A 21,003-nucleotide genomic window follows, 5' to 3' on the forward strand; every position below is an offset into this window, starting at 1 on the left:
TCAGACCGCGACTGCCGCCTTGATGTGCGGATGCGGATCGTAGCCGACGAGCTCAAAGTCCTCGTAACGGAAGGAGAAGATATCCTTCACATCAGGATTGATCCGCATCACCGGCAGCGCGCGCGGCGCGCGCGTGAGCTGGAGCTTCGCCTGCTCCAGATGGTTGGAATAAAGATGGGTGTCACCGAACGAATGCACGAAGTCGCCAGGCTTCAGGCCCGTGACCTGCGCCACCATCATGGTGAGCAGCGCGTAGGAGGCGATGTTGAAGGGCACGCCGAGGAACACGTCAGCCGAGCGCTGATAGAGCTGGCACGACAGCTTGCCGTTGGCGACATAGAACTGGAACAGGCAGTGGCACGGCGGCAGGGCCATCTTGTCGACCTCGGCCGGATTCCAGGCCGAGACGATCAGGCGGCGCGAGTCCGGATTGCGCTTGATCATATCGATCACGTTCGCGATCTGATCGATGCTGCGTCCGTCCGGCGCGGGCCAGGAGCGCCACTGATGGCCGTAGACGGGGCCGAGATCGCCATTGGCGTCGGCCCACTCGTCCCAGATGGTGACGCCGTTGTCGCGCAGATATTTGATGTTGGTATCGCCCTTCAGGAACCACAACAGCTCATGCACGATCGCCTTCAGCGGCAGGCGCTTGGTGGTCAGCATCGGGAAGCCGGCGGACAGGTTGAAGCGCATCTGATGGCCGAACACCGACAGCGTGCCGGTGCCGGTGCGGTCGGTCTTTTCGGCGCCGTCTGAAAGAATCCGCTCGAGCAGGTCCTGATACTGGTGCATGTGCGTGAGCCTTTGGGGAGGCGGCGAACTTAGCGGCCGCCCCCGCGCTGCGACAGCGGCGATTCGCCATCCATACGCATTATACCCCGAAAAGTGAGCGTTCCCGGTGCAAACGGCAAGGGGCGGAACTCAGCGTTCCGCCCCTTGCCTATCGACTTGATCCTGCTCGCTAACTTGCCGGCTTGAGCACCGGCGTCCAGTTCGCGATCTCGTTCTTGACGAGAGCAGCCAGCGCCTCCGGCGGCGCGCGCCTTCAGTTCTCGGATTCGGTGAACACCTCGTCGCGCTTGGCGCGCAGCGCGGGCAGCACCGTGAGCACCAGGAGGAAGGCCGCAATCGCCAGCAGCACGGCCGACAGCGGACGCGTCAGGAACACGCTCCAGTCGCCGCGCGAGATCAGCAGCGCGCGGCGGAGGTTCTCTTCCATCAGCGGTCCGAGCACCATGCCGAGCAACAGCGGCGCCGGCTCGAAATCGTGCTTGATCAGCCAGTAGCCGACCAGACCGAACACGCCTGCGAGAATGACGTCGACCGGCGCGTTGTTCACCGAATAGATGCCGATCGCGCAGAAAATCACGATCGAGGGGAACATCAACCGGTAGGGGACGCGCAACAGCCGCACCCAGATTCCAACCAGCGGCAGGTTGATGATGATCAGCATCAGATTGCCGATCCACATCGAGGCAATCATGCCCCAGACCAGCTCCGGTTGCTTTTGCATCACCTGCGGACCCGGCACGATGCCATGGATGGTCATCGCGCCCACCATCAGTGCCATCACAGCGTTCGGCGGGATGCCGAGCGTCAGCAGCGGGATGAAGGAGGTCTGTGCCGCGGCGTTATTGGCGCTTTCCGGTGCCGCCACGCCTTCGATCGCGCCGCGGCCGAATCGCGACGGGTTCTTGGAGATCTTCTTCTCGAGGGTGTAGGACGCAAACGACGCGATCACGGCGCCGCCGCCCGGCAGGATGCCGAGGATCGAGCCGAGCACGGTGCCGCGCAGGATCGCAGGCGTCGAGTCGATCAGGTCCTTCCTGGTCGGCATCAGGCCGGTGATCTTCTGCTGCACGAGGTCGCGGTTCATCTCGGCGCCGGCGTCGAGATTGCGGATGATCTCGGCGAAACCAAACACGCCCATCGCCACCGTCGCAAAGCCGAGACCGTCGGCGAGCTCCGGAATGTTGAACGCCATGCGCGAGGCGCCGGTCTCGATGTCGGAGCCGACCATCGACAGCAACAGGCCGAACACGATCATCGCGATCGCTTTCAGCACCGAGCCCTTGGCCAGCACCACCGCGAAGATCAGGCCGAGCACCATCAGCGAGAAATATTCGGCCGGACCGAACGCCAGCGCGAGCTTGGTCAGCGGAGCGCCGAGGACGGCAATCAGCACGGTCGCGACGCAGCCGGCGAAGAACGAGCCGATCGCCGCGATCGCCAGCGCTGGGCCGGCACGGCCCTGCTTCGCCATCTGGTGGCCGTCGATGGCGGTGACGACCGATGTCGCCTCACCGGGAATATTGACCAGGATCGAGGTGGTCGAGCCGCCGTACTGGGCACCGTAATAGATGCCGGCGAGCATGATCAGCGCGCCGACCGGCGGCAATCCGAATGTGATCGGTAGCAGCATCGCCACGGTTGCGACGGTGCCGATACCGGGCAGCACGCCGACCAGCGTGCCGACCAATGCGCCGATCAGGCACATGAGAATATTGATCGAGATCGGGAGCGACGCGCCGTAGAGCCACCAGGGTGACCACCAGGAGATCTGGAACACCACACCGAAACCGAGGCCCAGATTGTGGAAGATATCGAACATCACACCCTCACTGAACCAGGAAGCGCGGGAACATCGGCATCGGCAGGCCGAGCACGTAGGGGAAGAGCAGCGCGCAACCGAGCGTCAGGCAGGCGCCGACGATGATCGCTTCGACCCAGCGCGTCTCATGCGTGCCCATCGCCGCGATCATGAAGCTCGCGAACGCCGTAACCACCACCCCAAGCGGACGAATCGCCAGAGCGAAGAAAACAATGGAGGCCATCACGAACAGGGGCCCGCGCCAGGCATAGTGCGCCATCCCCGGCCCATCCGTCAGCAGTCCCGTCAACGCGATGCCGGCGCCAAGTGCGACGAGCAGCCCGCCAAACATCCGCGGCGCCGTGCCGGCGCCAAAGGAGAAGCCGCGCATTCCTTGCAAATCGCTGGAAGCCCACAGCGCGAACAAGGCCAGCGCCATCAGAGCGATGCCGCCGACATAGTCCTGCGCCGACCTGATCGTCATGAAGATCGTGAGAATCGCCACCGCAAAGATCGGATAGGAATAGATCAGCGCCAGCAGCACATCGGATGACGCCTTCTTGGTGTCACCGCCAACCGCTCCGAGCGCGGCGCCGGGCGCGCCCGCGAGCAGCGCCGTACCGTGGCTGATCACGACGGCGGCCGGGCCGCGTCCGGCGCCCCAGCCAAAGATCGTCCCAAACGACCAGATGAATTCGAAAATCTGCGGCGCTATGGCCAGCAGACAAAAGCTGATCACCACCGAGGTGTTTCGGTTGGCTGTCGCCGAGTGGCCCATCGTATCGGCCATGCATGTCTCCTCCGCGACTCTTTAAGTCACGCGCAATGTTGTTCTATCGGCTGGAATTGGATCCCCCGCCCGGCCACTGCCTAGCGATTTTCATTACACAATGCCAGCAAAACCCAAAAGGCCCCCGGCAAGCAAAAACCACAGTGGATTGATGCGCGAGACGGATGCGACCACTGCAACCGCCGCGGTCAGAAGCAGCGCAGCAAACGTGCGATCGGTCGACTGGGCAAGGATCAGGGCGCTCGCCGCCATCAAGCCGATCGAGAGCGGAACCAGTGCAGCCTGGATCAGCCGCGGCCAGCGCGATTGGCTGGGCCGGTTGAGGAGCCGGCTGACATAATAGGCAAGCAGCGCGGTGGGCAGGCACATGGCCAAGGTCGCCGCCAGCGCGCCGGGAATTCCGGCGACGGCATAGCCGATCAACGTGACGATAAGCACGTTCGGACCTGGTGAGAGCTGCGCGATCGCATAGGCGTCGGTGAACTGCTTGTCGGTCATCCAGTGATGCACATCGACCGCGATGCGGTGCATTTCGGGCACCGCTGCCGCGGCACCGCCGACTGCGAAAAGCGACATCAGAGCAAAGGTCGAGATCAGCGCCCGGATCGGGTTCTCCGCGTTCATGCTGCTACCTTACGCCGCATCAGGAAGGTGGCGCCGACACTGACGGGGATCGCGACCAGAAGCACGGCCTGGAGCGGCAGGCGAACGACGCCAATCGCGAGGAACACGCCCAGCATCAGGATGAGCGCGACGGCGTCCAGCCGCTTGAGCAGCGGCGTCATCATCCGGAAGACCACCGCGATCAAGAGGCCGACCGCCGCACAGGAGATGCCCGCGAGGATGCGGCGCAGCACCTCCCCATCGCCGAACCGGGCGTAGATGATCGCGAGCACCGTCATGATCAGCGTGGGCGGCAGCAGCAGCCCTGCACAGGCGGCAATACCGCCGGCGATCCCGCGCAGCCGCGCGCCGAACACCATCGACAGATTGACGATGTTGGGCCCGGGCAGGAAATGGCAGAGCGCAAAAGTCTCGTTGAACTCGTCCGCCGTCATCCAGCGATGCTGCTCGACGATGGCCTGCCGGGCGAATACCAAAACCCCGCCGAAACCCGCCAGCGACATCCGGGCGAAGGCCAGGAACAGCGCGAGCAAGCCCGGCGGGGCGGCGCTGGTGGCTGGACGGTCCGGCGCTCGATCTCGTGCTTGATCTGGTTCTTGGGCAGCCGGTGCGGAAACCTCGGACATGTCAGGAGCTTAGAATGCCGGCTGCCGCGCGGCCAAGCCCGCCCGGAACCTGTCCAAGAGAACCTTGGAATGGCGGCTCGAAACACCTGTTATTTGAAACGTTTGCCCCCTATATTGGGGGTGCCGGTTCGCCGGCTATGGAAATAAACGGTCGTCGCAATAAACCATTCGGACCCGGGGGCGGTACCCGGCGCCTCCACCAAAGCCCACCAGCGGGCTAGCCCAAAAAGCGGGCTTTGGCGGGGGCGAAATAGGATCGACGAGGGCGTAAAGGGCGAACTTTTTCCCGGTATTGTTCCGCCGTTATCGGGCTATGCAATAGTTGCCAACGACAACTTTGCTCCGGTTGCTCAGGCTGCGTAACGCAGTTTGAAAGACCATTCTGAAGTCCTAACGGGTTAAGCTCCGTTAGGCGGGGTTCGGAGGCACCTGGCAACAGAAGCCTCCACTTACCTCTTATTTCCTACCCGGCGGGGACTCCTGCTGACCCGTCAGGCGCGGTACTATTGCGACTTGGCGAGTCGGGCCGGCAGGGCCCAACTCCTGGAATGCAACAGGACCACCATGGCGACCGATCATATCCGATACGATGTGCTGGCCCGCGACGCCCTGCGCGGCGTGCTGCGCAAAGTGCTGACCGATGCCGCGTCCCAGGGACTGCCGGGCGAGCACCATTTCTTCATCACCTTTGCCTCGAAGGCCGAGGGCGTGAAGATCTCGCCGCGGCTGCTGGCGCAATATCCGGAAGAGATGACGATCATCCTGCAGCACCAGTTCTGGGATCTGACCGTGCTCGAGGACCGCTTCGAGGTCGGCCTGTCCTTCGGCGGCATTCCGGAGCGGCTGGTCGTGCCGTTCAGCGCCATCAAGAGCTTCCTCGATCCGTCCGTGAAATTCGGCCTCCAATTCGAGACCTCCGATGTCGCCGAGGCCTCGCCCGAGACATTGCCGGCCGCTCCTGCCCCATCCGCGGTCGCAGTGCCGACACCTGCCACTGATCCGGCGGAAAGCACTGATGAGCCGGCGGCCCCGAACCAGGGCGGCGCCGAAGTCGTGCGATTGGATCGTTTCCGCAAGAAATGATCTAGATCGAGCCGGAGCCCGTCGCAGGCGGCCAAACTCCCTATATAGGGGCACATAAAGAGGCCGCGCGGCATTTCGTGCGGCGGAATGGATGTGCTCATGGCCAAAACTTCTCGCTCGAAGATTGCCCGCTCGAAGACCGACCGCTCCCACCCCGCGATCCGCATCGAGACCGACAGCTTCGGCCCCATCGAGGTCCTCGCCGATCGCTATTGGGGGGCGCAGACCGAACGCTCGCGCCAGAATTTTCGCATCGGCATCGATCGCATGCCGATCTCGCTCGTGCATGCGCTCGGCATCGTCAAGCTTGCCGCGGCGCAGTCAAACCAGGAGCTCGGCCTGCTCGACCAGCGCCGCGCCAGCGCCATCATCCGCGCCGCGCGCGAGGTGATCGAGGGCAAGCTGGACGACCATTTTCCGCTGGTGGTGTGGCAGACCGGCTCGGGCACGCAGAGCAACATGAATCTCAACGAAGTCATCGCCAACCGCGCCAATGAGCTCCTGGGCGGCGAGCTCGGCAGCAAGAAGCCGGTGCATCCCAACGATCACGTCAACATGAGCCAGTCGTCGAACGACTCGTTCCCGACCGCGATGCACATCGCGGCGGCGAGCCGCATCACCGCCGATCTCGTCCCTGCCCTCGGCGAATTGCTGCGCGCGCTGCGCAAGAAGGAGAAGGAGTTCGCAACGATCGTCAAGATCGGCCGCACCCACACCCAGGATGCGACGCCGCTGACGCTCGGCCAGGAATTTTCCGGCTATGCCGCGCAGGTCGAAAGCGGCATCGCCCGGCTCAAGGTCGCGGTGAAGGAGCTCTATCCGCTGGCGCAGGGCGGCACCGCCGTCGGCACCGGCCTCAACTCGAAGCCGCGCTTTGCAAAATCGTTCGCAAAGCACGTCGCCGGGATTACGAAGCTGCCCTTCACCAGCGCCGCCAACAAATTCGAGGCGCTGGCCTCAAACGACGCCTATGTGCTGGCGCACGGCGCCATCAATTCGGTCGCGACAGGCCTGTTCAAGATCGCCAACGACATCCGCCTGCTCGGATCGGGTCCGCGTTCGGGCCTCGGCGAACTGATGCTGCCGGAGAACGAGCCGGGCTCCTCGATCATGCCGGGCAAGGTCAATCCGACGCAATGCGAGGCGATGACCATGGTGTGCTGCCAGGTGTTCGGCAATCACACCGCGATCACGATCGCCGGCAGCCAGGGCCATTTCGAGCTCAACGTCTACAAGCCCGTGCTGGCCTACAATATGCTGCACTCGATCCGGCTGATGGCTGATGCCGCGCGATCTTTCACCGACCATTGCGTCAGCGGCATCCGCGCCGACGAGAAGCGCATCAGGGAGCTGATGCAGCGCTCGCTGATGCTGGTGACGGCGCTCGCCCCCAAGATCGGCTATGACAACGCTGCCAAGGTGGCCAAGACGGCGCACGCCAACGGCACCACGCTGAAGGAAGAGGCGCTGCGGCTCGGCTTCGTCTCGGCGGCCGAGTTCGACCGCCTAGTGCAGCCGGAGAAAATGACGCGGCCTGGATGACTTCCGAATTCCGATAGCCATCCGTAGTGATACGGACCCGCGTGTCGCAGAAACATGAGGCTTTGAAGGCGGGATTTGATTACCGTCAATGTCGCGGCGGGAAGGCGTGTTACGCGGCCCCTCTGCCCTCCACTGGGCGGAATTCATCGTTTGATGGCCGAAGTGGCCGATTGACGAGGACAAGCGAATGGCGATCAAGTCTCATTGGGCGCAGTGCGGCGCACGGTTTCTGAATGTTTCATCCTGCGTACGGAGGATCGGATGATGGAGACGCGACATGGCGAACGTCATCAACCTGAATCGTTTCCGGAAGCGCGCCGAGCGGGAAGCCACGGCGAAGCAGGCGGACGCCAACCGAACGAAGTTCGGCCGCACGAAGGCGGAGCGGTCGGCGGAGGAGACGCGCGCGGAACAGGCGAAGGCACATCTGGACCAGCACCAGATCGATCGCGAGGAGCAGCCATGAAGTCGCCCGTCGTGAAAAGGTCGATCGTCGTCGCCGGCCACAAGACCAGCGTCAGCCTGGAAGAGGCGTTCTGGAATGGCATGAAGGAGATCTCGGGCCTGCGCAACATGACGCTGTCCGAGCTGGTCGGCGAGATCGACGGCAACCGGCAGCAGGGCAATCTGTCCTCGGCGATCCGCCTGTTCGTCCTCGACTACTTCAAGAGCCGCGCCATGGCCGCCATCCAGGCGGAGAAGGTCCCGGCCCAGTAGGCCGCATTGGCGTCGATCCTGCCGCCGATCGCCTCCGTCACGAAGCTGCTACTTTAAAATCACTCTAAGGTGCAGTTTCGGCGACCAAGCGCGCTTGACCTCGATGCCCTGCGTTGAAAATACAGGGCATGACCGACATCCATGATACGCGTTCGCAGATGCCGCTGGGCCTGGCCCAGCGCGGCTATACCGGTGTCATCCAGCACCTTTCCGCCAAGGACGCGGGCTCGGCGCTTTCGGACGTCGAGCTCGAGAGCCGGCTGATCGAGCTCGGCTTCGTCGAGGGCGCCCGGGTCGAGGTCCTGCACGAGGGGCTGGTCGGGCGCGATCCGATCGCCGTGCGGGTCGACAGCATCACCATCGCGGTCCGCCGTCGCGAAGCCATGGCCATTATCGTCGCCTGACGCGACCGGACCCCAATTCCATGGAATTGCCTCTCCTTCACCTCGCCCTGGTCGGCACGCCAAACAGCGGCAAGACCTCGCTGTTCAATGCGCTGACCGGCAGCCGGCAGAAGGTCGCGAACTATCCCGGCGTCACCGTCGAGCGCAAGGAAGGCTTCTTCGTCACGCCCTTGGGACGCCAGGTCTCCGTGGTCGACCTGCCCGGCACCTATTCACTGCGCGGACGCAGCCCGGACGAGGAGATCACCCGCGATTTCGTGCTCGGCAAGGCCACCGGCGAGACCGTGCCCGACCTCGTGCTGTGCGTGGCCGATTCCACCAATCTGCGCCTGACCATCCGCCTGCTGCTCGAGCTCAAGCGCACCGGCCGGCCGATGATCCTCGTGCTCAACATGTTCGACATCGCCGCGCGCCGCGGTATCACTGTCGACGTCGAGCGGCTCGCCAAGGAGCTCGGCGTGCCCGTGGTCACCTCGATCGCGGTGCGCAAGGGCGGCACCGCCGACCTGCTGTCGCTGACCGACGAGATCTCGGCCAAGCTCGCCGCCGAGCCGGGGGAGAACAACTGGCGGGCACTTAGCGTGGCCGAGTTGCGGGCCACCCAGCGCGAGGCCGACCGCATCATCGCCGACTGCGTCAGCCTGCCTGCTAGACCCGACACCTGGACGGCGCGAATCGACGCGATCGTGCTGCATCCCGTCGGCGGGCTGATCGTGCTCGCCGCTATCCTGTTCGTGATGTTCCAGGCGGTGTTCGCCTGGGCGCAGCCGCTGATGGAGCTGCTCAATTCGGGCTTCGACGCGCTCGGCGAGTTCGTGCACGCCACCCTGCCCGCCGGCCTGCTGCAGAGTTTCCTGCAGAACGGCGTGATCTCGGGCGTCGGCAGCGTCATCGTGTTCCTGCCGCAGATCATCATCATTTTCTTGTTCATCCTGCTGCTAGAAGATTTCGGCTACATGGCGCGCGCCGCGTTCCTGATGGACCGCATCATGGGCGGCGCCGGCCTGCACGGGCGCGCCTTCATTCCGCTGCTGTCGAGCTTTGCCTGCGCCATCCCCGGCATCATGGCGACGCGCGTGATCGACAACAAGCGCGACCGGCTGACCACGATCCTGATCGCGCCGCTGATGACCTGCTCGGCGCGCATTCCCGTCTACACGCTGATCATCTCCGCCTTCATTCCGGCAAGAGAGGTCTGGGGCTTCATCAACCTCCAGGGCCTGGTGATGTTCGGCCTCTATGCCGTCGGCATCGCCAGCGCGCTAGCCGTCTCGTTCCTCATAAAATTCTTCATGCTGCGCGACTATGCGCCGGCGCCGTTCATGCTGGAGCTGCCGGACTACAAGATGCCGCGGCTGAAATCGATCGCGATCGGCGTCTATACCCGGGCCAAGATGTTCCTGCACCGCGCCGGCACCACGATCTTCTCGATGATGGTGCTGATCTGGTTTCTGGCCTCGTTCCCGCAGCCCCCGGCAGGCGCGACCGAACCGGCGATCGACTTCAGCCTGGCCGCGATCATCGGCAAGGCGCTCGAACCCCTGCTGGCTCCGGTCGGCTTCAACTGGCAGATCGCGGTCGCACTGATCCCGGGCATGGCGGCGCGCGAGGTCGCGGTCGCGGCGCTCGGCACCGTCTACGCGATCGAAGGCGGCAAGGAAGCGGCCGAGCAGATCGGCCAGGTGCTGGCAACCAAATGGTCGCTCGCAACCGCGCTGTCGATGCTGGCCTGGTACATCTTCGCCCCGCAATGCGCATCGACGCTGGCGGTAATCCGGCGCGAGACCGGAAGCTGGACCTGGATGGCCGTCACCTTCGGCTACATGCTGGTGCTGGCCTATGCGGCGAGCCTTCTGACCTACAACGTCGCGGTCGCGTTCGGCGCGGGGTAGCGCCCTCTCGAAACAAAAGCGCGAAAACAACCCCATGCACAGTAGAGGGGGGTTGTGAAATCAATGGCTTACGCGTGTGCTAAATCAGCTGACCGTAGCTGGCACAGAACCAGCGCCCGGCACACAGGCCGGTTGCTCCGTCGGGCAAAACAGGAGCATGATGGCATTATCGAGAGATTGCCGGGACAATCAAAGGGAGACGGCTCGAAGCAGCCTCCGGTCTCGTTTCCCTATTGGAACGTACGTGATGCCGTCACCGCTTTGGCATGCGCCCCCGGCGATTCCGCTGCCTCGACAGTCCACCGCGTTTTGATCGGCTTTGACGGCTCCGCGACGGTACAGCGGTGGCTAAAGCCTCGCTATGACCGAACACACCTAGGATCAAGCTGGCTTATGTGCCAGCACCGTTCCGATCCGCTCCATTTAAGCGCAAACTGTGCCGCCAATGCGAGGCCAAATGCCAGACAGAACGGTCCCAATGGAACATTTCAGCACGGCGAGGCTCACGGCCGAGAGGTTGCACGAAGATCACCTCGCCGACCTCGTCGCATTGCATCTCGATGCCGAGGTGTCCCGCTATATCGGGGGTGTGCGCCCGGCGGAGAGGACCAAGACCTATCTCGACGCCAATATGGCGCATTGGGACCAGCATGGCTTCGGGCTGTGGACACTGCGCACGAAAGACGGGGCATTCGCCGGGCGGGCGGGAATCCGGCACATCCTGGTGGATGACATCGACGAGATCGAGATTGCCTACGCGTTCAAGCGCGAACTCTGGGGCCAGGGACTTGCAAGCGAGATCGCGACCGCGCTGACGGATATCGGACTGTTACACCACCAGCTGCCGTCTCTGATCGGCATCGTCTTCGCCGGAAACGGCGCATCGCGACGCGTGCTGGAGAAGTCGAACTATCTGCTCGAGCGAAGCACGGTCCGTCACGGCGAAGACGTCGTAATCTACCGCATCCGGCGGTGAGAGACGGCCCGACGATCACCCGGTGCGCAGCCAGACAACGGATTGCGGCAGAGAGGCCAGAAACAACACCGCGCAAACGCACAGCAGGACGATGTTCTTGAACAGAAATTCGTCTTACCTGAAATACCCCACCACGAGATCGACATCCGCGCTTCCGGCCGCCGTGCCGTTCAGCTCGGCGTCGATGACGCGGCGGCAGGCTGCGATGGCAGCGTGGTCGCCGAGGTCGTTGGCGGCTTCGAGGACGAGCCAGGCGGCATCGACCGAGGCCTTGTCCGGTGCTCCGCCGACGTCGGCGGTGAGGCTTTTAGTCTTGCGAACTGCGGTGCCGAATTGAGGCAACATTGCAAATACTCCCCTTTGAATTCCGGGATGATGCTCAGTGCACCTGTTGGAGCTCGGGCTGACGGCCCGCGTCGGCACCCGCCGTCTTGCGCGACTGGTAGAATTTCAAAACGCTGCGCGAGGTCTCGACCTTGAGCTTGCCGAAATCGCGCTCGTTGTCGTGGAGCTCGCGCGCCGTGATCAGATGATCCTTGGCGCCGAGGAACAGCAGCGACATGGTCGTGTCCCAGGAGAAGTCGAGCGCCTTGCACAGCACCAGGATCATCTCGCGATTGCGGTCCATCATCGCCCGCTCGATCACGTCGACCGGCAGCGACGACAACAATGACAGGCCGATCTGCACCTCGTCGAAGCGGTGCTGGCGCGCATAGTTCGAGATCGACGCCTGGTTCAGGTTGCCCTGCCGGTACTGCGTCGTCACCACCCGCTTGGCGACGAAATAGCTGCGCGAGGACGGGCCGAACTTGGACTGCAGGTCGCCGGTGACCTCGGTCACCGAACTCTGGAGCTGCGCCATCATCTCGGGGCGCTCCTGCTCGAGCCTACGGCGGACGTCTTCCGAAGCCTTCGAGATCAGCTGCTGGAAGATGTGGCGCGGCACGTCCTTGCGCAGGCCGAGCTGCTCGGCAAGAATCGAGTCGCCTTCGGCGCGGCGGACCATGTGGAGCAGGCCCGAACCGGAGAAGCGCGCGCCCTCGTTCCTGGCAACCGACGTCACCACCTCCTGGTCGCCGCGCTTGACCAGCACGTCGGTGACGGCCTCGCCGATCGACTTGCGCTGGGCGATCGCGAGCAGATGCGACTGGCCCTTGGTCATTGCGCTCTCGAGCAGCATCTTCTCGTCGAGACGATTGGAGTCGCGCAGCACGGGACCGGCGACATCGATCTCGTCATCGAGCGCGAGCTTTTCGATAACGTTGAGCGGAGCGTGATCGCACGCCGACATCAACTCCGAGAGCTGCGCGCGCGCGGCGACCTCGATCTCGTCGGCGAGCCGGCCGATGACCTCGCCGAACATGCTGATCTCGTCGTCGCTGTAGCGGCCGGTGATCAGAATGTCCGTCGCATGCCACAACGCCTTGGTCCGGCTTTCGTCGGTGCCGCGCGCGATCGCATCGTCCAGATCCTGCAGAAGTGTTGTCGCGCCGTTCATCTCGATAACCCCAGTTCTTGGCAGTTTCTTGGGCGAGCGGCCCAGCCGCTCGTGGCGGGACACCGGATTTCTCTGGGAACAGAGACTAGGGAACAAACGCGAGAATCCGGTAAAGTCGGCAGATCAGTTTTGCCGAGCAAAATTCGTTAAAATGCGGAGGAATAGGTTTATCGCTGGGCAGGGTTCAGTTGTGGCGTCAGAGCTTGGAGGATGAAGCTTCCTCATCGTCATGGCCGGGCTTGTCCCGGCCTCCACGCGTCGCCGCATGACGAACGTGGATGCCCGGGACAAGCCCGGGCATGACGAGTTCTGCCCTTAAGGATTCGACGGCGTCAGGACCAGCGGCGGCTTGGGCCTGGGCTTGGCGGGCGGCGGGCCTGGGGCCGGCCTCACGTCGATCGGCGGGGGCAACGGTGCGATCTGCTGGCTTGCAAGCGGCGGGCTCGGAGCGGCGGGAGCTGCCTGCGGCGCCTTCGGTGTCGGCGCGATCTTAGGCTTCGCCGGCGCACGGCGCGGATCGCGGCCGGGCATCGGCACATCCAGCAGCGACGGCTCCGGCACCGGATCTGGCGAGACCAGTGTCGGCAGCGCAGCGGTTGCCGGCGGCGGCTCGCCGCGCTCGATGGCATCCAGCCGCCGCGTCTCGCGGTCGATCATGCGCACCGCGAGCCATGAGGACAGCGGCCCGAGATCGACAGTGCGGTTGAGCCTGTCGGGGGGACCGGCCGCGAACAGCTGAATCTCCGGCGGCGCGCCCGAGAGCCCGGTCATGATCGGCGTCAGGCTGGCCCGGATGTCGGCCTGGTCTGCGGGGATGTCGTAGCCGCCGGAGACGATGGCACGCGCGTTCTTCGCCTCTAACGGCGTTGCGCCGACGCGCAGGCGGCCGTCGCGGATCGTGAACGGGATCTGCGCCGAAGCCACTGCAATCGGGCCCGCCGACAGCGCGGGCTCCACCAGCTGCCGCAGCCGGTTGTCGTCGGCAATTTGGCCGCCGTCGCTGGCGCGGATGGCGATCTCGAAGGCGCGCGGATTGAGGCCGGAGATTTCAGCGGCGTCCAGCGTCACCGTGCCGTTGCCGGCAAGCGCGCCGGTAAGCGCGGCAACGCTGCGACCCTGGCTGGTCAGCGCCATCTGCGCCGAGGCCCGTCCCTTCGGCAGGGCGAGGTCCCGGTAGCGCAGCGCCGCCGCATCGACATTGCCGAGCTCGATACGCGCGTTCAACGTCAGACCATTGGCGCCATTGCGTGCATCAAGACTCGCCGATATCTGGCCGCCGCCGACGCCGCCCTTGAGCGCATCGAGCGCGAGCGACTGACCGTCGCTCCGGATCGTACCGCCGAAGGGGCGCAGCTCGATCCCGCCGGGCAACGTGCCGTGCAACGCCTGGAAGGCGATGCGGCCGCGCCAGCCACCGAGAAGCCCCGTACCCAACGGCTCGCCGGCATCGTGTCCGGCCGCGCCGATGGCCATCGCGAGTGCCGGCACGAGGTCGAGCGTATCCAGACCGACTTCGCCGTCGACGGTCTTCTCCTGATCGAGCGTCACCGCCAGATGGCCGCGCAAATGCGAGCCGGCTACGCTGCTGTCGAGATCGTCGAAAGTCAGGCGATTGCCGGAGAGGCCGACGCGCGAGGACAGATTGACGGCCTGCACCGATTTATCGGCCGCGCTGGTCCCGAACAGCGGCGCCAGATTGGCATTGCGCACGCGCAGGTTCACGCTGGTCTTGAGTTCGGACGATTTGGGCTCCGACAATTCGACGCTGCCTTGTGCGTCCGCGTCCAGTCCGCCGCCGCTGAGCTTTGCATTCAATTGCAACGGATGGCGCCACGCGCCGCTCAGCTTGCCCTCGAACTGCGAAGCACCCTCGCCTGCTGCCATGACGCGATCGAGCCCGAGCAACACCAGCAGTGCGCCGGCCCGCGGTGTCGAGATTTTCGAGTCGAGCGTGAAGTCGCTGTTGCGCAAGCGGTCGATGTCGATGCCGTTGACGGCCGCCACCGGCGTCTGCGCGACCAGCGTCGCGGTGGCCTTGAGCTGCGGTGCGTCGAGGTCGAGCACGGCGCGCGCGTCATTGCGATCGGCGTGCTCGGCGTTCTTGTCGAGGCTGAGGTCGAGCTTCAGGCGGGTCGCACCTGACAGCGACGGGATGGCGTCGAAGCGCGCGCGCACCGAAGGCGCAATCGGCTCGAGCAGCGCCGTGAGCTCGCGCAGCGAATTGGCGGAGGATTTCAGTGCGAGCCTGCCCGTGGCCTTGGCACGGTCGAAGCTGCCGCTCGCTTCCGTGGTCACGCCGCTGGCCTGGCCGAACCGCAACCGCTCCAGCGACAGCGCCGCCGGACCGTAGCCGAGCTTCGCCGCGAATGGCCGCAACTCCTGTCCCGCCGAGATCGCGCGGCCGATATCGAGTGAAAGCTTCGCTTCCTCCGGCCATTCTCCCTGCGGCCCCGCGAGCGCGCGCACGAAACTTGCGGCGGCATCGAGGTCGAGGCGGTCGGCCTTGAGCTCCGCGTCGATCCGCGAGCCCTTGCTCGCGCCGGTCTGGACGAAAGCGATGCGGCCTTCGACCGCGCCGCCCTCGATCTCGGCCTTCAGCCTGTCGATGGCGAAATGGTTGGCGGCGATGGTCACGTCGCCGGCAAGGCGCAGCGGCCGCGTGCTGCGGCGATTGACCTCGCTGCGGCCCTGGAGCCAGGCCACCAGCGTATCGGGATCGGAGGAATCGACGCTGAGACGGCCGCTGAAGCTGTCGGCGCCGGGCGTCGCGCCATTGAGCGAGAGCTGCGTCTGGCCTGGCGCGCGCAGCTCGAGCCGCTGGAAGGTCCAGGACCTTCCGTCGGTCGCAAGCTCGGCCGTGATGTTCTGGAGCGGACGTGCCCCGAGCATGATCTGGTCGGAGTTGAACTCGATCTGCGCCGGAATCGGCGCCTGCGGGATTGCGGCCAGCCCTGCACGGAGCGCCGGAAGGATGCGCTGCGGCTCGGCATCGTCCTTGGCCGTGAGCTTGTCGGCATCGACCTGACGCGCCGACAGCACCGCACGCAACAGCGGCGAAGCGCCGAACCTGATATCGCCGACGCCGCCGAGCTTCAGCGCGGAGTCTTCGGGGCCGAAACTGGCATCGACCTGCTCGAACTTGGCGCCGGCCGGATCGGCCTTGAGTTTGGTTGTGAGCTTCCAGGGCATCGGCCCCGCATCGCCCAGCTTCTTCGGCGCTGGCACAGCCAGCGTCAGCGCGCCCTCGAATTTCGGCAGGCGGTTGTCGAAGGCAAGCACGCCTTCGAGATCGGCCGAGATCGCGCGCTCGCCGGGATCGATGTTGAGGTGGAGGCGGGTGGCGTTGCCGTCGGCGCTCGGGCCGGAGGAGACACGGAACGGATAGCGCACCCTAGTGGCGGTGAAACTGCCGTCGCCCCGGACCGAGCCGGCCAGGGAGCGCACGTCGCCGGAGAAGGCGATGTCGCTCAGCTCCAGTGTCGAACGGCTGGCGGCATCATGCAGGGCGATGCGGCCGGTGAGGTTCAGCCGCTCGATCGCCAGCGAAGCCAGATTGAAGCTGCCGCTCGCGGTGGACGGCAAATCGACGCGCCCGCGCGCGTCGAGGCCGAGATCGACCGCCATGCCATTGACCGAAAGCTCGGTGGCGCGCCATTCGCCGCGCATCAGGGAGCTCAGGCTGAACTCGACGTCGAGCTTGTCGGCGCGCAGACGGCCGAGATCGTTGTTGCCGCCGAAGGTGACCGCGCGCAGCCGCAACGTCGGCGCCGGCAACAACCGCGCGTCGAGCTCGCCCGCCACCCGCACCGGGACGCCGATGATCCTGCCGGCCTCGGCTTCGAACTGGGGCCTGAACTGGTTCCAGTCGACGAAGTAAGGCCCGATCAGCGCGGCCAGCAGCGCTAAGATAAAGGCAATCGCCAATCCGAGCAGCGTCGTCTGCACGGGTCTCCCCTCGGCCAAACCGGATGCGGGCCTTGCCTGAGCCGCAGGGCCTCAGACGTACCGGAACAGCCCCTTATATAGGGGGAAGTGTGGCGAAGTCACAGCGGCTGTTGCGCGCGGAGGTTAACGCCGGCAGCGATCACCAGCTCGCAGGCAGCCGCTTCAGGCCGCGCAGCACGAAGGTCGGCCGCCATTCCGGGTTTTCGACGTCGTCGATGCGCAGGTCGGGCAGCCGGCGCAACAGCGTGGCGATGGCGATCTCGGCCTCGAGGCGGGCCAATTGAGCTCCCAGACAGAAATGGATGCCACCGCCGAACGACAGCGGCTTCACATTCTGACGGGTGACATCGAGCCGGTCGGGGCGGTCTGGATAGACCGCCGGGTCACGGTTGGCCGAGCCCAGCAGGCAGAGCACGGTCTCGCCTTTGGGGATCTTCGCGCCGCCGACATCGTCGATATCCTCCAGCGCGACCCGCCCGGTCATCTGCACAGACGAATCGTAGCGCAAGAATTCCTCGATGGCGCCCACCATCAGCTCCGGCCGCTTCTTCAGGAGTGTGAGCTGGTCGGGATTGCGATGCAGCGCAAGCAGGCCGTTGCCGATCAGATTGACCGTGGTCTCGTGGCCGGCGCCGAACAACAGGATGATGTTGGCGGTCAGTTCCTCGTTGGTGAGCTTGTTGCCATCTTCCTCGGCCTGCACCAGCTGGGTGATGAGATCGTCGCCGGGATTGCGGCGGCGCAGCTCGAACAGCTGCTGGAAATACATCTGCGCCATCATGTTGCCGGCGTTGCCCTTGGCGATCTCCTCCGGCGAGAGCGGCACCGGGTCGAGCAGCCGTCCGCCGTCGCGCGAGCTGTTATAGAAAGTCTCGCGATGGTCCTCGGGGATGCCGAGCATGTCACAGATGATGGTGACAGGCAGGCGGAAGGCAAAGTCCTCGATCAGGTCCATGTGGCCGCGGTCGATCACGGCGTCGATGGTCTGGTCGACGATCTCCTGGATGCGCGGCCGCATGTCTTCGACGCGGCGGGCGGTGAACGCCTTCACGACGAGGCCGCGCAGGCGGGTGTGGTCGGGCGGATCGGCCTGCAGCATCCAGTGGCTCATGCTGCGAAAGACCGGCTCCTCGATGATCTTCTCGCTATAGCGGCGCTTGGAACGCTCGACGAAATCCTTGCCGAAGCGCTTGTCGCGCATCACGAGGCTGACATCGGCGTGGCGGCTGGCGACGAACTGGCCGAACGGCGTCACGTGGATCGGAAAGATCGCGCGGAGCCGGTCATAATGCGGATAGGGATCGCGGATGAAGTCCGGTGACAGCGGATTGAACAGCGGACCGCCGGCGCCTTGCACGTGCTCGTTCATGGTGACCTCAAATCGGTTGCCGCATGAATCGCATACGCCGGGCAGCCCCTCTTGCGCAGCGTAACCATCCCTGAATTATCAACTCGATACATTATTGTATCGAGTTGCATTCTGCCCTAAACTGCTCCGATGTCAAGGGTGAGAACCAGGCCGACCAGGGACGACACGCGCGACCGACTGTTCGAGGCGGCCGCGCGAATGTTCGAGGAAGACGGCATCGGCGGCGCCAGCATCGAGGCGATCGCGGCGGCCGCCGGCTTCACCCGCGGCGCGTTCTATTCCAACTTCAAGAGCAAGGACGAATTGATCATCGCCATGCTCGAGGATCACGTCGAGCAGTCGATCCGGCGCAACATGGACATCCTCGCGCAGCATGACAATCTCGACGATTTCATCGCGGCGCTGAAGACGATGGACCGCAGCAGGCAGGATCCGCTCGGCCGCTCGCCCCTGCTGCACATGGAGATGATCCTGTTTGTCGCGCGCGCAGAGAAGCGCCGGCCCGAGCTTGCAAAACGCCTGCGCGCGCGGCGCAAGCTGGTCGCCGATATCGTCGAGGCCACGTTGAAGAGCAGCGCGAAGGGCGACACGCTGAACCCGCCATGGATGGCCTCCATCGTGCTGGCCCTGGAGGACGGCTTTCGCCTGCACCGCCTGATCGATCCGGAAACAACGCCGGCCGACAGCTTCTTGCGCGCGATCACGGATTTGCGGCGCAGGACGGGATTGTCGTCGGACTAAATTTGTTTTCTTCAGATCGTCCGCGCTTCGCTGTTCCTGTTCGACATTGGCTTGTCGTGCTCGCCACTGGAACCTGGCCGCAATCATGCGCGCGCATTTTCTACATCCTCGTAACTGCCCAAGGAACGTTTCGACAGCCTGCCACTTTATCCCGAGCCTGTTTTGGCAATTTGGATGATTGGAGGAGACAACGATGAGGATTCTGAAATTGTCTGCGGCCGCAGCTGCGCTGCTGGCCGGTACGGCGCTCGCCGTGGCGCAGTCGAGTTCGACGGTCGGCACCGGCGGCTCGTCAGCCGGCGGTGGCACCAGCAACTCGACCGTCGGCACGGGCGGTTCGTCTGCGGGTTCGGGCAGCGGCTCGGGCTCGGCGTCGACGCTTGGCACCGGCGGCTCGTCGGCGGGCGGCGGCACCAGCAGTTCGACCGTCGGAACTGGCGGCTCGGCCGCAGGCTCAGGCAGCGGCTCGGGCTCGGCCTCGACGCTCGGCACCGGCGGTTCGTCGGCCGGCGGCGGCAAGAGTTCGTCCAGCGTCGGCACGGGCGGGTCTGCGGCAGGCTCGGGCTCCGGCTCTAACTCCGCATCGACGGTCGGCACCGGCGGCTCGTCGGCGGGCGACGGCAAGAGCGGCTCGACCGTGGGAGCGGCCGGCTCCTCCGCGGGCCATGCCAGCGAGATGGGCATGGAGAAGGGCAAAGGCCACCACAAGGACGAGATGAAGAAGGACAAGGATAAGGACTGACATCCCGGCCGGCGGAGCGGCAGCAATGCCGCTCCTTCGTCCTTCCTGAGGAGGACTGGCATGAACAGATCAATCATCACGGTCGCAGCATTGACTTTGATAAGCAGCGCCGCTGCGGGGGAAACCATGCAGAAAACCGGCAAGACCGCATCCGGTGAGACCTGCCGCGTCACGGTCGAAAAACATCCCGACGGCAGCATCACTGCGCTGGGCTCATCGGGCTCAGGTACAACCGGCTCTACCGCATCGAGCGGCTCGCTCTCGAGCTCGAGCTCGGCCGGCGGATCATCGGTGCACGTCCAGGCCGGCGGTGGCAACGTGTCGAGTTCGTCCTCGACGGCCGGCGGCCCCGGTTCGACCAGCGCGAGCACCGTCACCGTCAACGGCTGCACCATCTCGACATCGTCGCCATAGCAAAAGGATTTGACAGATGAGAACATTGATCGCGACCTCGGCAGTCGCACTCCTGCTCACCGCCGCCTCTCCGCTGTTGGCGCAAACCAGCATGACCGGCGGCACCGGCGGCTCGGCTGCCGCCGGCGGCACCTCGGCCAGCACGCTTGGCACCGGCGGCACGTCGACGTCGACGTCCGGACAGACCGGCTCGTCGATCGCAGCGGGCGGCAGCGCCGCGTCGGTCAACGGCAAGGCGCAGTCCGGCACCAGCATGAACAGGGGAAATGGTCCCGTGCTCAATTCCAATGCGCGCGCGCAGGCGCATGAGGGTGGTACGTTCAGCCGCTCCCACACCCGCACGAAAGTGAAGGCGGGCGAGGAGGTCGGATCCACCACCAAGACCATGTCGCACGTGCCAGGCTCCAAGCCGACCATGTCGACGACATCGACCAAGGTGCGCTGAACCATCCTCACGAGACTACTGCCCGCGACCTGCGGGCAGTTTTTTCTTTGTGTTTTTTCCTTGTGAACGGATCAACCGCCGCTCAGCGTGCGGCTGACGCGCGTCACGACGGCATCCCACTGCCGCTTCTCGGCGGCCGGATAGTTGATCAGCACGCAATGGACGTAGCGACGCCCAAAGTTGCAGCGGTCGTACCAGATCTTGCCGCGTCGGGTGCTGGAGACCACGAAGAAGCGCGGCGCAATGCGCTTGTAGATGATTCCGGATGGCGGATTCTTCCGCGACAGGAAAGCGGCCGGTGAGCTGCCGTCATTCGGAACGGCCTGCACCGTCAAGTCTGCTCGGCCGTCGCTGGTCCGGTACTGCATGCCATAGCCGTCGGGCCGGCCGGCTTGCTCGGTGAAGATGGACGAGGGAATGTCGACGCTGGTCCCGGTCTCGGGAATACGATAGCCGTTCCAGTTCTCTGCACCGGCAGCCGCCGGCAAGGCACAGACCGTGACTAGGATGGCGGCGATCTTCTTCATCGCATAGTTCTTCATCGCACGGGTTTGCGTTGGTCGGCCGACAACGTGGGGAAGAGCCGGAGGTTCCGATCCGCG

The 21,003-nt window shown here is 64.8% G+C and carries 21 protein-coding genes and 1 other RNA gene; 12 read left to right on the forward strand and 10 right to left on the reverse strand.

The features are described 5' to 3' along the window. The 5 genes from IVA88_RS30550 to IVA88_RS30570 form a co-directional block, all read right to left on the reverse strand. Nucleotides 1–795 (reverse strand): thymidylate synthase, encoded by a 795-nt coding sequence (locus tag IVA88_RS30550; RefSeq protein WP_007613362.1) that lies wholly within the window; start codon nucleotides 793–795, stop codon nucleotides 1–3. A 253-nt stretch (nucleotides 796–1,048) separates the two neighbouring features. Next, nucleotides 1,049–2,614 carry a tripartite tricarboxylate transporter permease gene (locus IVA88_RS30555; protein WP_247500901.1) on the reverse strand — a complete coding sequence of 522 codons (1,566 nt, stop codon included), beginning with the start codon at nucleotides 2,612–2,614 and terminating at the stop codon, nucleotides 1,049–1,051. A 7-nt stretch (nucleotides 2,615–2,621) separates the two neighbouring features. Continuing rightward, on the reverse strand, nucleotides 2,622–3,383 hold the full coding sequence (locus tag IVA88_RS30560) for a tripartite tricarboxylate transporter TctB family protein (RefSeq protein WP_247500902.1): 762 nt from the start codon (nucleotides 3,381–3,383) through the stop codon (nucleotides 2,622–2,624). A 93-nt stretch (nucleotides 3,384–3,476) separates the two neighbouring features. Beyond that, nucleotides 3,477–4,007: a chromate transporter gene (locus IVA88_RS30565; RefSeq protein WP_247500903.1), complete on the reverse strand. Its 531-nt coding sequence runs from the start codon at nucleotides 4,005–4,007 to the stop codon at nucleotides 3,477–3,479. Beyond that, nucleotides 4,004–4,633, reverse strand: coding sequence for a chromate transporter (locus IVA88_RS30570; RefSeq protein ID WP_247500904.1), 630 nt, complete (start codon nucleotides 4,631–4,633; stop codon nucleotides 4,004–4,006). The genes IVA88_RS30565 and IVA88_RS30570 overlap by 4 nt, the downstream gene beginning before the upstream one ends. 83 nt (nucleotides 4,634–4,716) lie before the next feature. Here IVA88_RS30570 and ssrA point away from each other — a divergent pair. The 8 genes from ssrA (at nucleotide 4,717) to IVA88_RS30610 (ending at nucleotide 11,247) form a co-directional block, all read left to right on the forward strand. Further along, nucleotides 4,717–5,083: a transfer-messenger RNA gene (ssrA, locus tag IVA88_RS30575) on the forward strand. A 114-nt stretch (nucleotides 5,084–5,197) separates the two neighbouring features. Next, entirely contained in the window at nucleotides 5,198–5,716 is a 519-nt protein-coding gene (locus IVA88_RS30580) for a ClpXP protease specificity-enhancing factor SspB (RefSeq protein ID WP_247500905.1), read from the forward strand. Between the two features lie 87 nt (nucleotides 5,717–5,803). After that, nucleotides 5,804–7,258 carry a class II fumarate hydratase gene (gene fumC, locus IVA88_RS30585; protein ID WP_247500906.1) on the forward strand — a complete coding sequence of 485 codons (1,455 nt, stop codon included), beginning with the start codon at nucleotides 5,804–5,806 and terminating at the stop codon, nucleotides 7,256–7,258. Nucleotides 7,259–7,535: 277 nt separating this feature from the next. Continuing rightward, entirely contained in the window at nucleotides 7,536–7,724 is a 189-nt protein-coding gene (locus IVA88_RS30590; RefSeq protein ID WP_247500907.1) for a DUF4169 family protein, read from the forward strand. Beyond that, on the forward strand, nucleotides 7,721–7,975 hold the full coding sequence (locus IVA88_RS30595; RefSeq protein WP_007600962.1) for a ribbon-helix-helix domain-containing protein: 255 nt from the start codon (nucleotides 7,721–7,723) through the stop codon (nucleotides 7,973–7,975). The genes IVA88_RS30590 and IVA88_RS30595 overlap by 4 nt, the downstream gene beginning before the upstream one ends. Before the next feature lie 128 nt (nucleotides 7,976–8,103). Then, the gene (locus tag IVA88_RS30600) at nucleotides 8,104–8,379 is read left to right on the forward strand and encodes a FeoA family protein (RefSeq protein WP_247500908.1); all 276 of its coding nucleotides are present in this window, start codon (nucleotides 8,104–8,106) and stop codon (nucleotides 8,377–8,379) included. Between the two features lie 20 nt (nucleotides 8,380–8,399). Further along, nucleotides 8,400–10,271, forward strand: coding sequence for a ferrous iron transporter B (locus IVA88_RS30605; RefSeq protein WP_247500909.1), 1,872 nt, complete (start codon nucleotides 8,400–8,402; stop codon nucleotides 10,269–10,271). A 478-nt stretch (nucleotides 10,272–10,749) separates the two neighbouring features. Further along, on the forward strand, nucleotides 10,750–11,247 hold the full coding sequence (locus IVA88_RS30610) for a GNAT family N-acetyltransferase (protein WP_247500910.1): 498 nt from the start codon (nucleotides 10,750–10,752) through the stop codon (nucleotides 11,245–11,247). A gap of 114 nt (nucleotides 11,248–11,361) precedes the next feature. Here the strand turns inward: IVA88_RS30610 and IVA88_RS30615 are convergent, their stop codons facing one another. The 4 genes from IVA88_RS30615 to IVA88_RS30630 form a co-directional block, all read right to left on the reverse strand. Next, entirely contained in the window at nucleotides 11,362–11,592 is a 231-nt protein-coding gene (locus IVA88_RS30615) for a hypothetical protein (protein ID WP_247500911.1), read from the reverse strand. A 34-nt stretch (nucleotides 11,593–11,626) separates the two neighbouring features. After that, nucleotides 11,627–12,745, reverse strand: coding sequence for a DUF2336 domain-containing protein (locus tag IVA88_RS30620; RefSeq protein ID WP_247500912.1), 1,119 nt, complete (start codon nucleotides 12,743–12,745; stop codon nucleotides 11,627–11,629). Nucleotides 12,746–13,060: 315 nt separating this feature from the next. Further along, entirely contained in the window at nucleotides 13,061–16,690 is a 3,630-nt protein-coding gene (locus tag IVA88_RS30625; RefSeq protein WP_247500913.1) for an AsmA-like C-terminal region-containing protein, read from the reverse strand. 139 nt (nucleotides 16,691–16,829) lie between these two features. Continuing rightward, complete coding sequence (locus IVA88_RS30630; RefSeq protein ID WP_247500914.1) at nucleotides 16,830–18,059, reverse strand: cytochrome P450; 1,230 nt, start codon at nucleotides 18,057–18,059, stop codon at nucleotides 16,830–16,832. Between the two features lie 129 nt (nucleotides 18,060–18,188). On the opposite strand from IVA88_RS30630, the gene IVA88_RS30635 reads away from it, so the two are divergent. From IVA88_RS30635 to IVA88_RS30650, 4 genes are all read left to right on the forward strand, one after another. Then, on the forward strand, nucleotides 18,189–18,800 hold the full coding sequence (locus tag IVA88_RS30635; protein ID WP_247500915.1) for a TetR/AcrR family transcriptional regulator: 612 nt from the start codon (nucleotides 18,189–18,191) through the stop codon (nucleotides 18,798–18,800). A 193-nt stretch (nucleotides 18,801–18,993) separates the two neighbouring features. Further along, entirely contained in the window at nucleotides 18,994–19,542 is a 549-nt protein-coding gene (locus IVA88_RS30640) for a hypothetical protein (protein ID WP_247500916.1), read from the forward strand. 60 nt (nucleotides 19,543–19,602) lie between these two features. After that, nucleotides 19,603–19,956 carry a hypothetical protein gene (locus IVA88_RS30645; RefSeq protein WP_247500917.1) on the forward strand — a complete coding sequence of 118 codons (354 nt, stop codon included), beginning with the start codon at nucleotides 19,603–19,605 and terminating at the stop codon, nucleotides 19,954–19,956. Between the two features lie 16 nt (nucleotides 19,957–19,972). Then, nucleotides 19,973–20,401 carry a hypothetical protein gene (locus IVA88_RS30650; RefSeq protein WP_247500918.1) on the forward strand — a complete coding sequence of 143 codons (429 nt, stop codon included), beginning with the start codon at nucleotides 19,973–19,975 and terminating at the stop codon, nucleotides 20,399–20,401. Between the two features lie 71 nt (nucleotides 20,402–20,472). Here IVA88_RS30650 and IVA88_RS30655 read toward each other — a convergent pair whose 3' ends face one another. Then, on the reverse strand, nucleotides 20,473–20,928 hold the full coding sequence (locus IVA88_RS30655; protein WP_247500919.1) for a hypothetical protein: 456 nt from the start codon (nucleotides 20,926–20,928) through the stop codon (nucleotides 20,473–20,475). Nucleotides 20,929–21,003 lie beyond the last annotated feature (75 nt).

This window comes from Bradyrhizobium sp. 149, from assembly GCF_023073915.1.
Classification (GTDB): domain Bacteria; phylum Pseudomonadota; class Alphaproteobacteria; order Rhizobiales; family Xanthobacteraceae; genus Bradyrhizobium.

Bases quoted from the DNA above. Each gene is read 5' to 3' on its own strand.
- IVA88_RS30595 (WP_007600962.1), top strand. From the start codon at position 7,721: ATGAAGTCGCCCGTCGTGAAAAGGTCGATCGTCGTCGCCGGCCACAAG.
- IVA88_RS30635 (WP_247500915.1), top strand. From the start codon at position 18,189: ATGTCAAGGGTGAGAACCAGGCCGACCAGGGACGACACGCGCGACCGA.
- IVA88_RS30560 (WP_247500902.1), bottom strand. From the start codon at position 3,383: ATGGCCGATACGATGGGCCACTCGGCGACAGCCAACCGAAACACCTCG.
- IVA88_RS30645 (WP_247500917.1), top strand. From the start codon at position 19,603: ATGAACAGATCAATCATCACGGTCGCAGCATTGACTTTGATAAGCAGC.
- IVA88_RS30605 (WP_247500909.1), top strand. From the start codon at position 8,400: ATGGAATTGCCTCTCCTTCACCTCGCCCTGGTCGGCACGCCAAACAGC.
- IVA88_RS30555 (WP_247500901.1), bottom strand. From the start codon at position 2,614: ATGTTCGATATCTTCCACAATCTGGGCCTCGGTTTCGGTGTGGTGTTC.
- IVA88_RS30650 (WP_247500918.1), top strand. From the start codon at position 19,973: ATGAGAACATTGATCGCGACCTCGGCAGTCGCACTCCTGCTCACCGCC.
- IVA88_RS30600 (WP_247500908.1), top strand. From the start codon at position 8,104: ATGACCGACATCCATGATACGCGTTCGCAGATGCCGCTGGGCCTGGCC.
- IVA88_RS30590 (WP_247500907.1), top strand. From the start codon at position 7,536: ATGGCGAACGTCATCAACCTGAATCGTTTCCGGAAGCGCGCCGAGCGG.
- IVA88_RS30570 (WP_247500904.1), bottom strand. From the start codon at position 4,633: ATGTCCGAGGTTTCCGCACCGGCTGCCCAAGAACCAGATCAAGCACGA.
- fumC (WP_247500906.1), top strand. From the start codon at position 5,804: ATGGATGTGCTCATGGCCAAAACTTCTCGCTCGAAGATTGCCCGCTCG.
- IVA88_RS30630 (WP_247500914.1), bottom strand. From the start codon at position 18,059: ATGAACGAGCACGTGCAAGGCGCCGGCGGTCCGCTGTTCAATCCGCTG.
- IVA88_RS30620 (WP_247500912.1), bottom strand. From the start codon at position 12,745: ATGAACGGCGCGACAACACTTCTGCAGGATCTGGACGATGCGATCGCG.
- IVA88_RS30640 (WP_247500916.1), top strand. From the start codon at position 18,994: ATGAGGATTCTGAAATTGTCTGCGGCCGCAGCTGCGCTGCTGGCCGGT.
- IVA88_RS30580 (WP_247500905.1), top strand. From the start codon at position 5,198: ATGGCGACCGATCATATCCGATACGATGTGCTGGCCCGCGACGCCCTG.
- IVA88_RS30550 (WP_007613362.1), bottom strand. From the start codon at position 795: ATGCACCAGTATCAGGACCTGCTCGAGCGGATTCTTTCAGACGGCGCC.
- IVA88_RS30610 (WP_247500910.1), top strand. From the start codon at position 10,750: ATGGAACATTTCAGCACGGCGAGGCTCACGGCCGAGAGGTTGCACGAA.
- IVA88_RS30615 (WP_247500911.1), bottom strand. From the start codon at position 11,592: ATGTTGCCTCAATTCGGCACCGCAGTTCGCAAGACTAAAAGCCTCACC.
- IVA88_RS30565 (WP_247500903.1), bottom strand. From the start codon at position 4,007: ATGAACGCGGAGAACCCGATCCGGGCGCTGATCTCGACCTTTGCTCTG.
- IVA88_RS30655 (WP_247500919.1), bottom strand. From the start codon at position 20,928: ATGAAGAAGATCGCCGCCATCCTAGTCACGGTCTGTGCCTTGCCGGCG.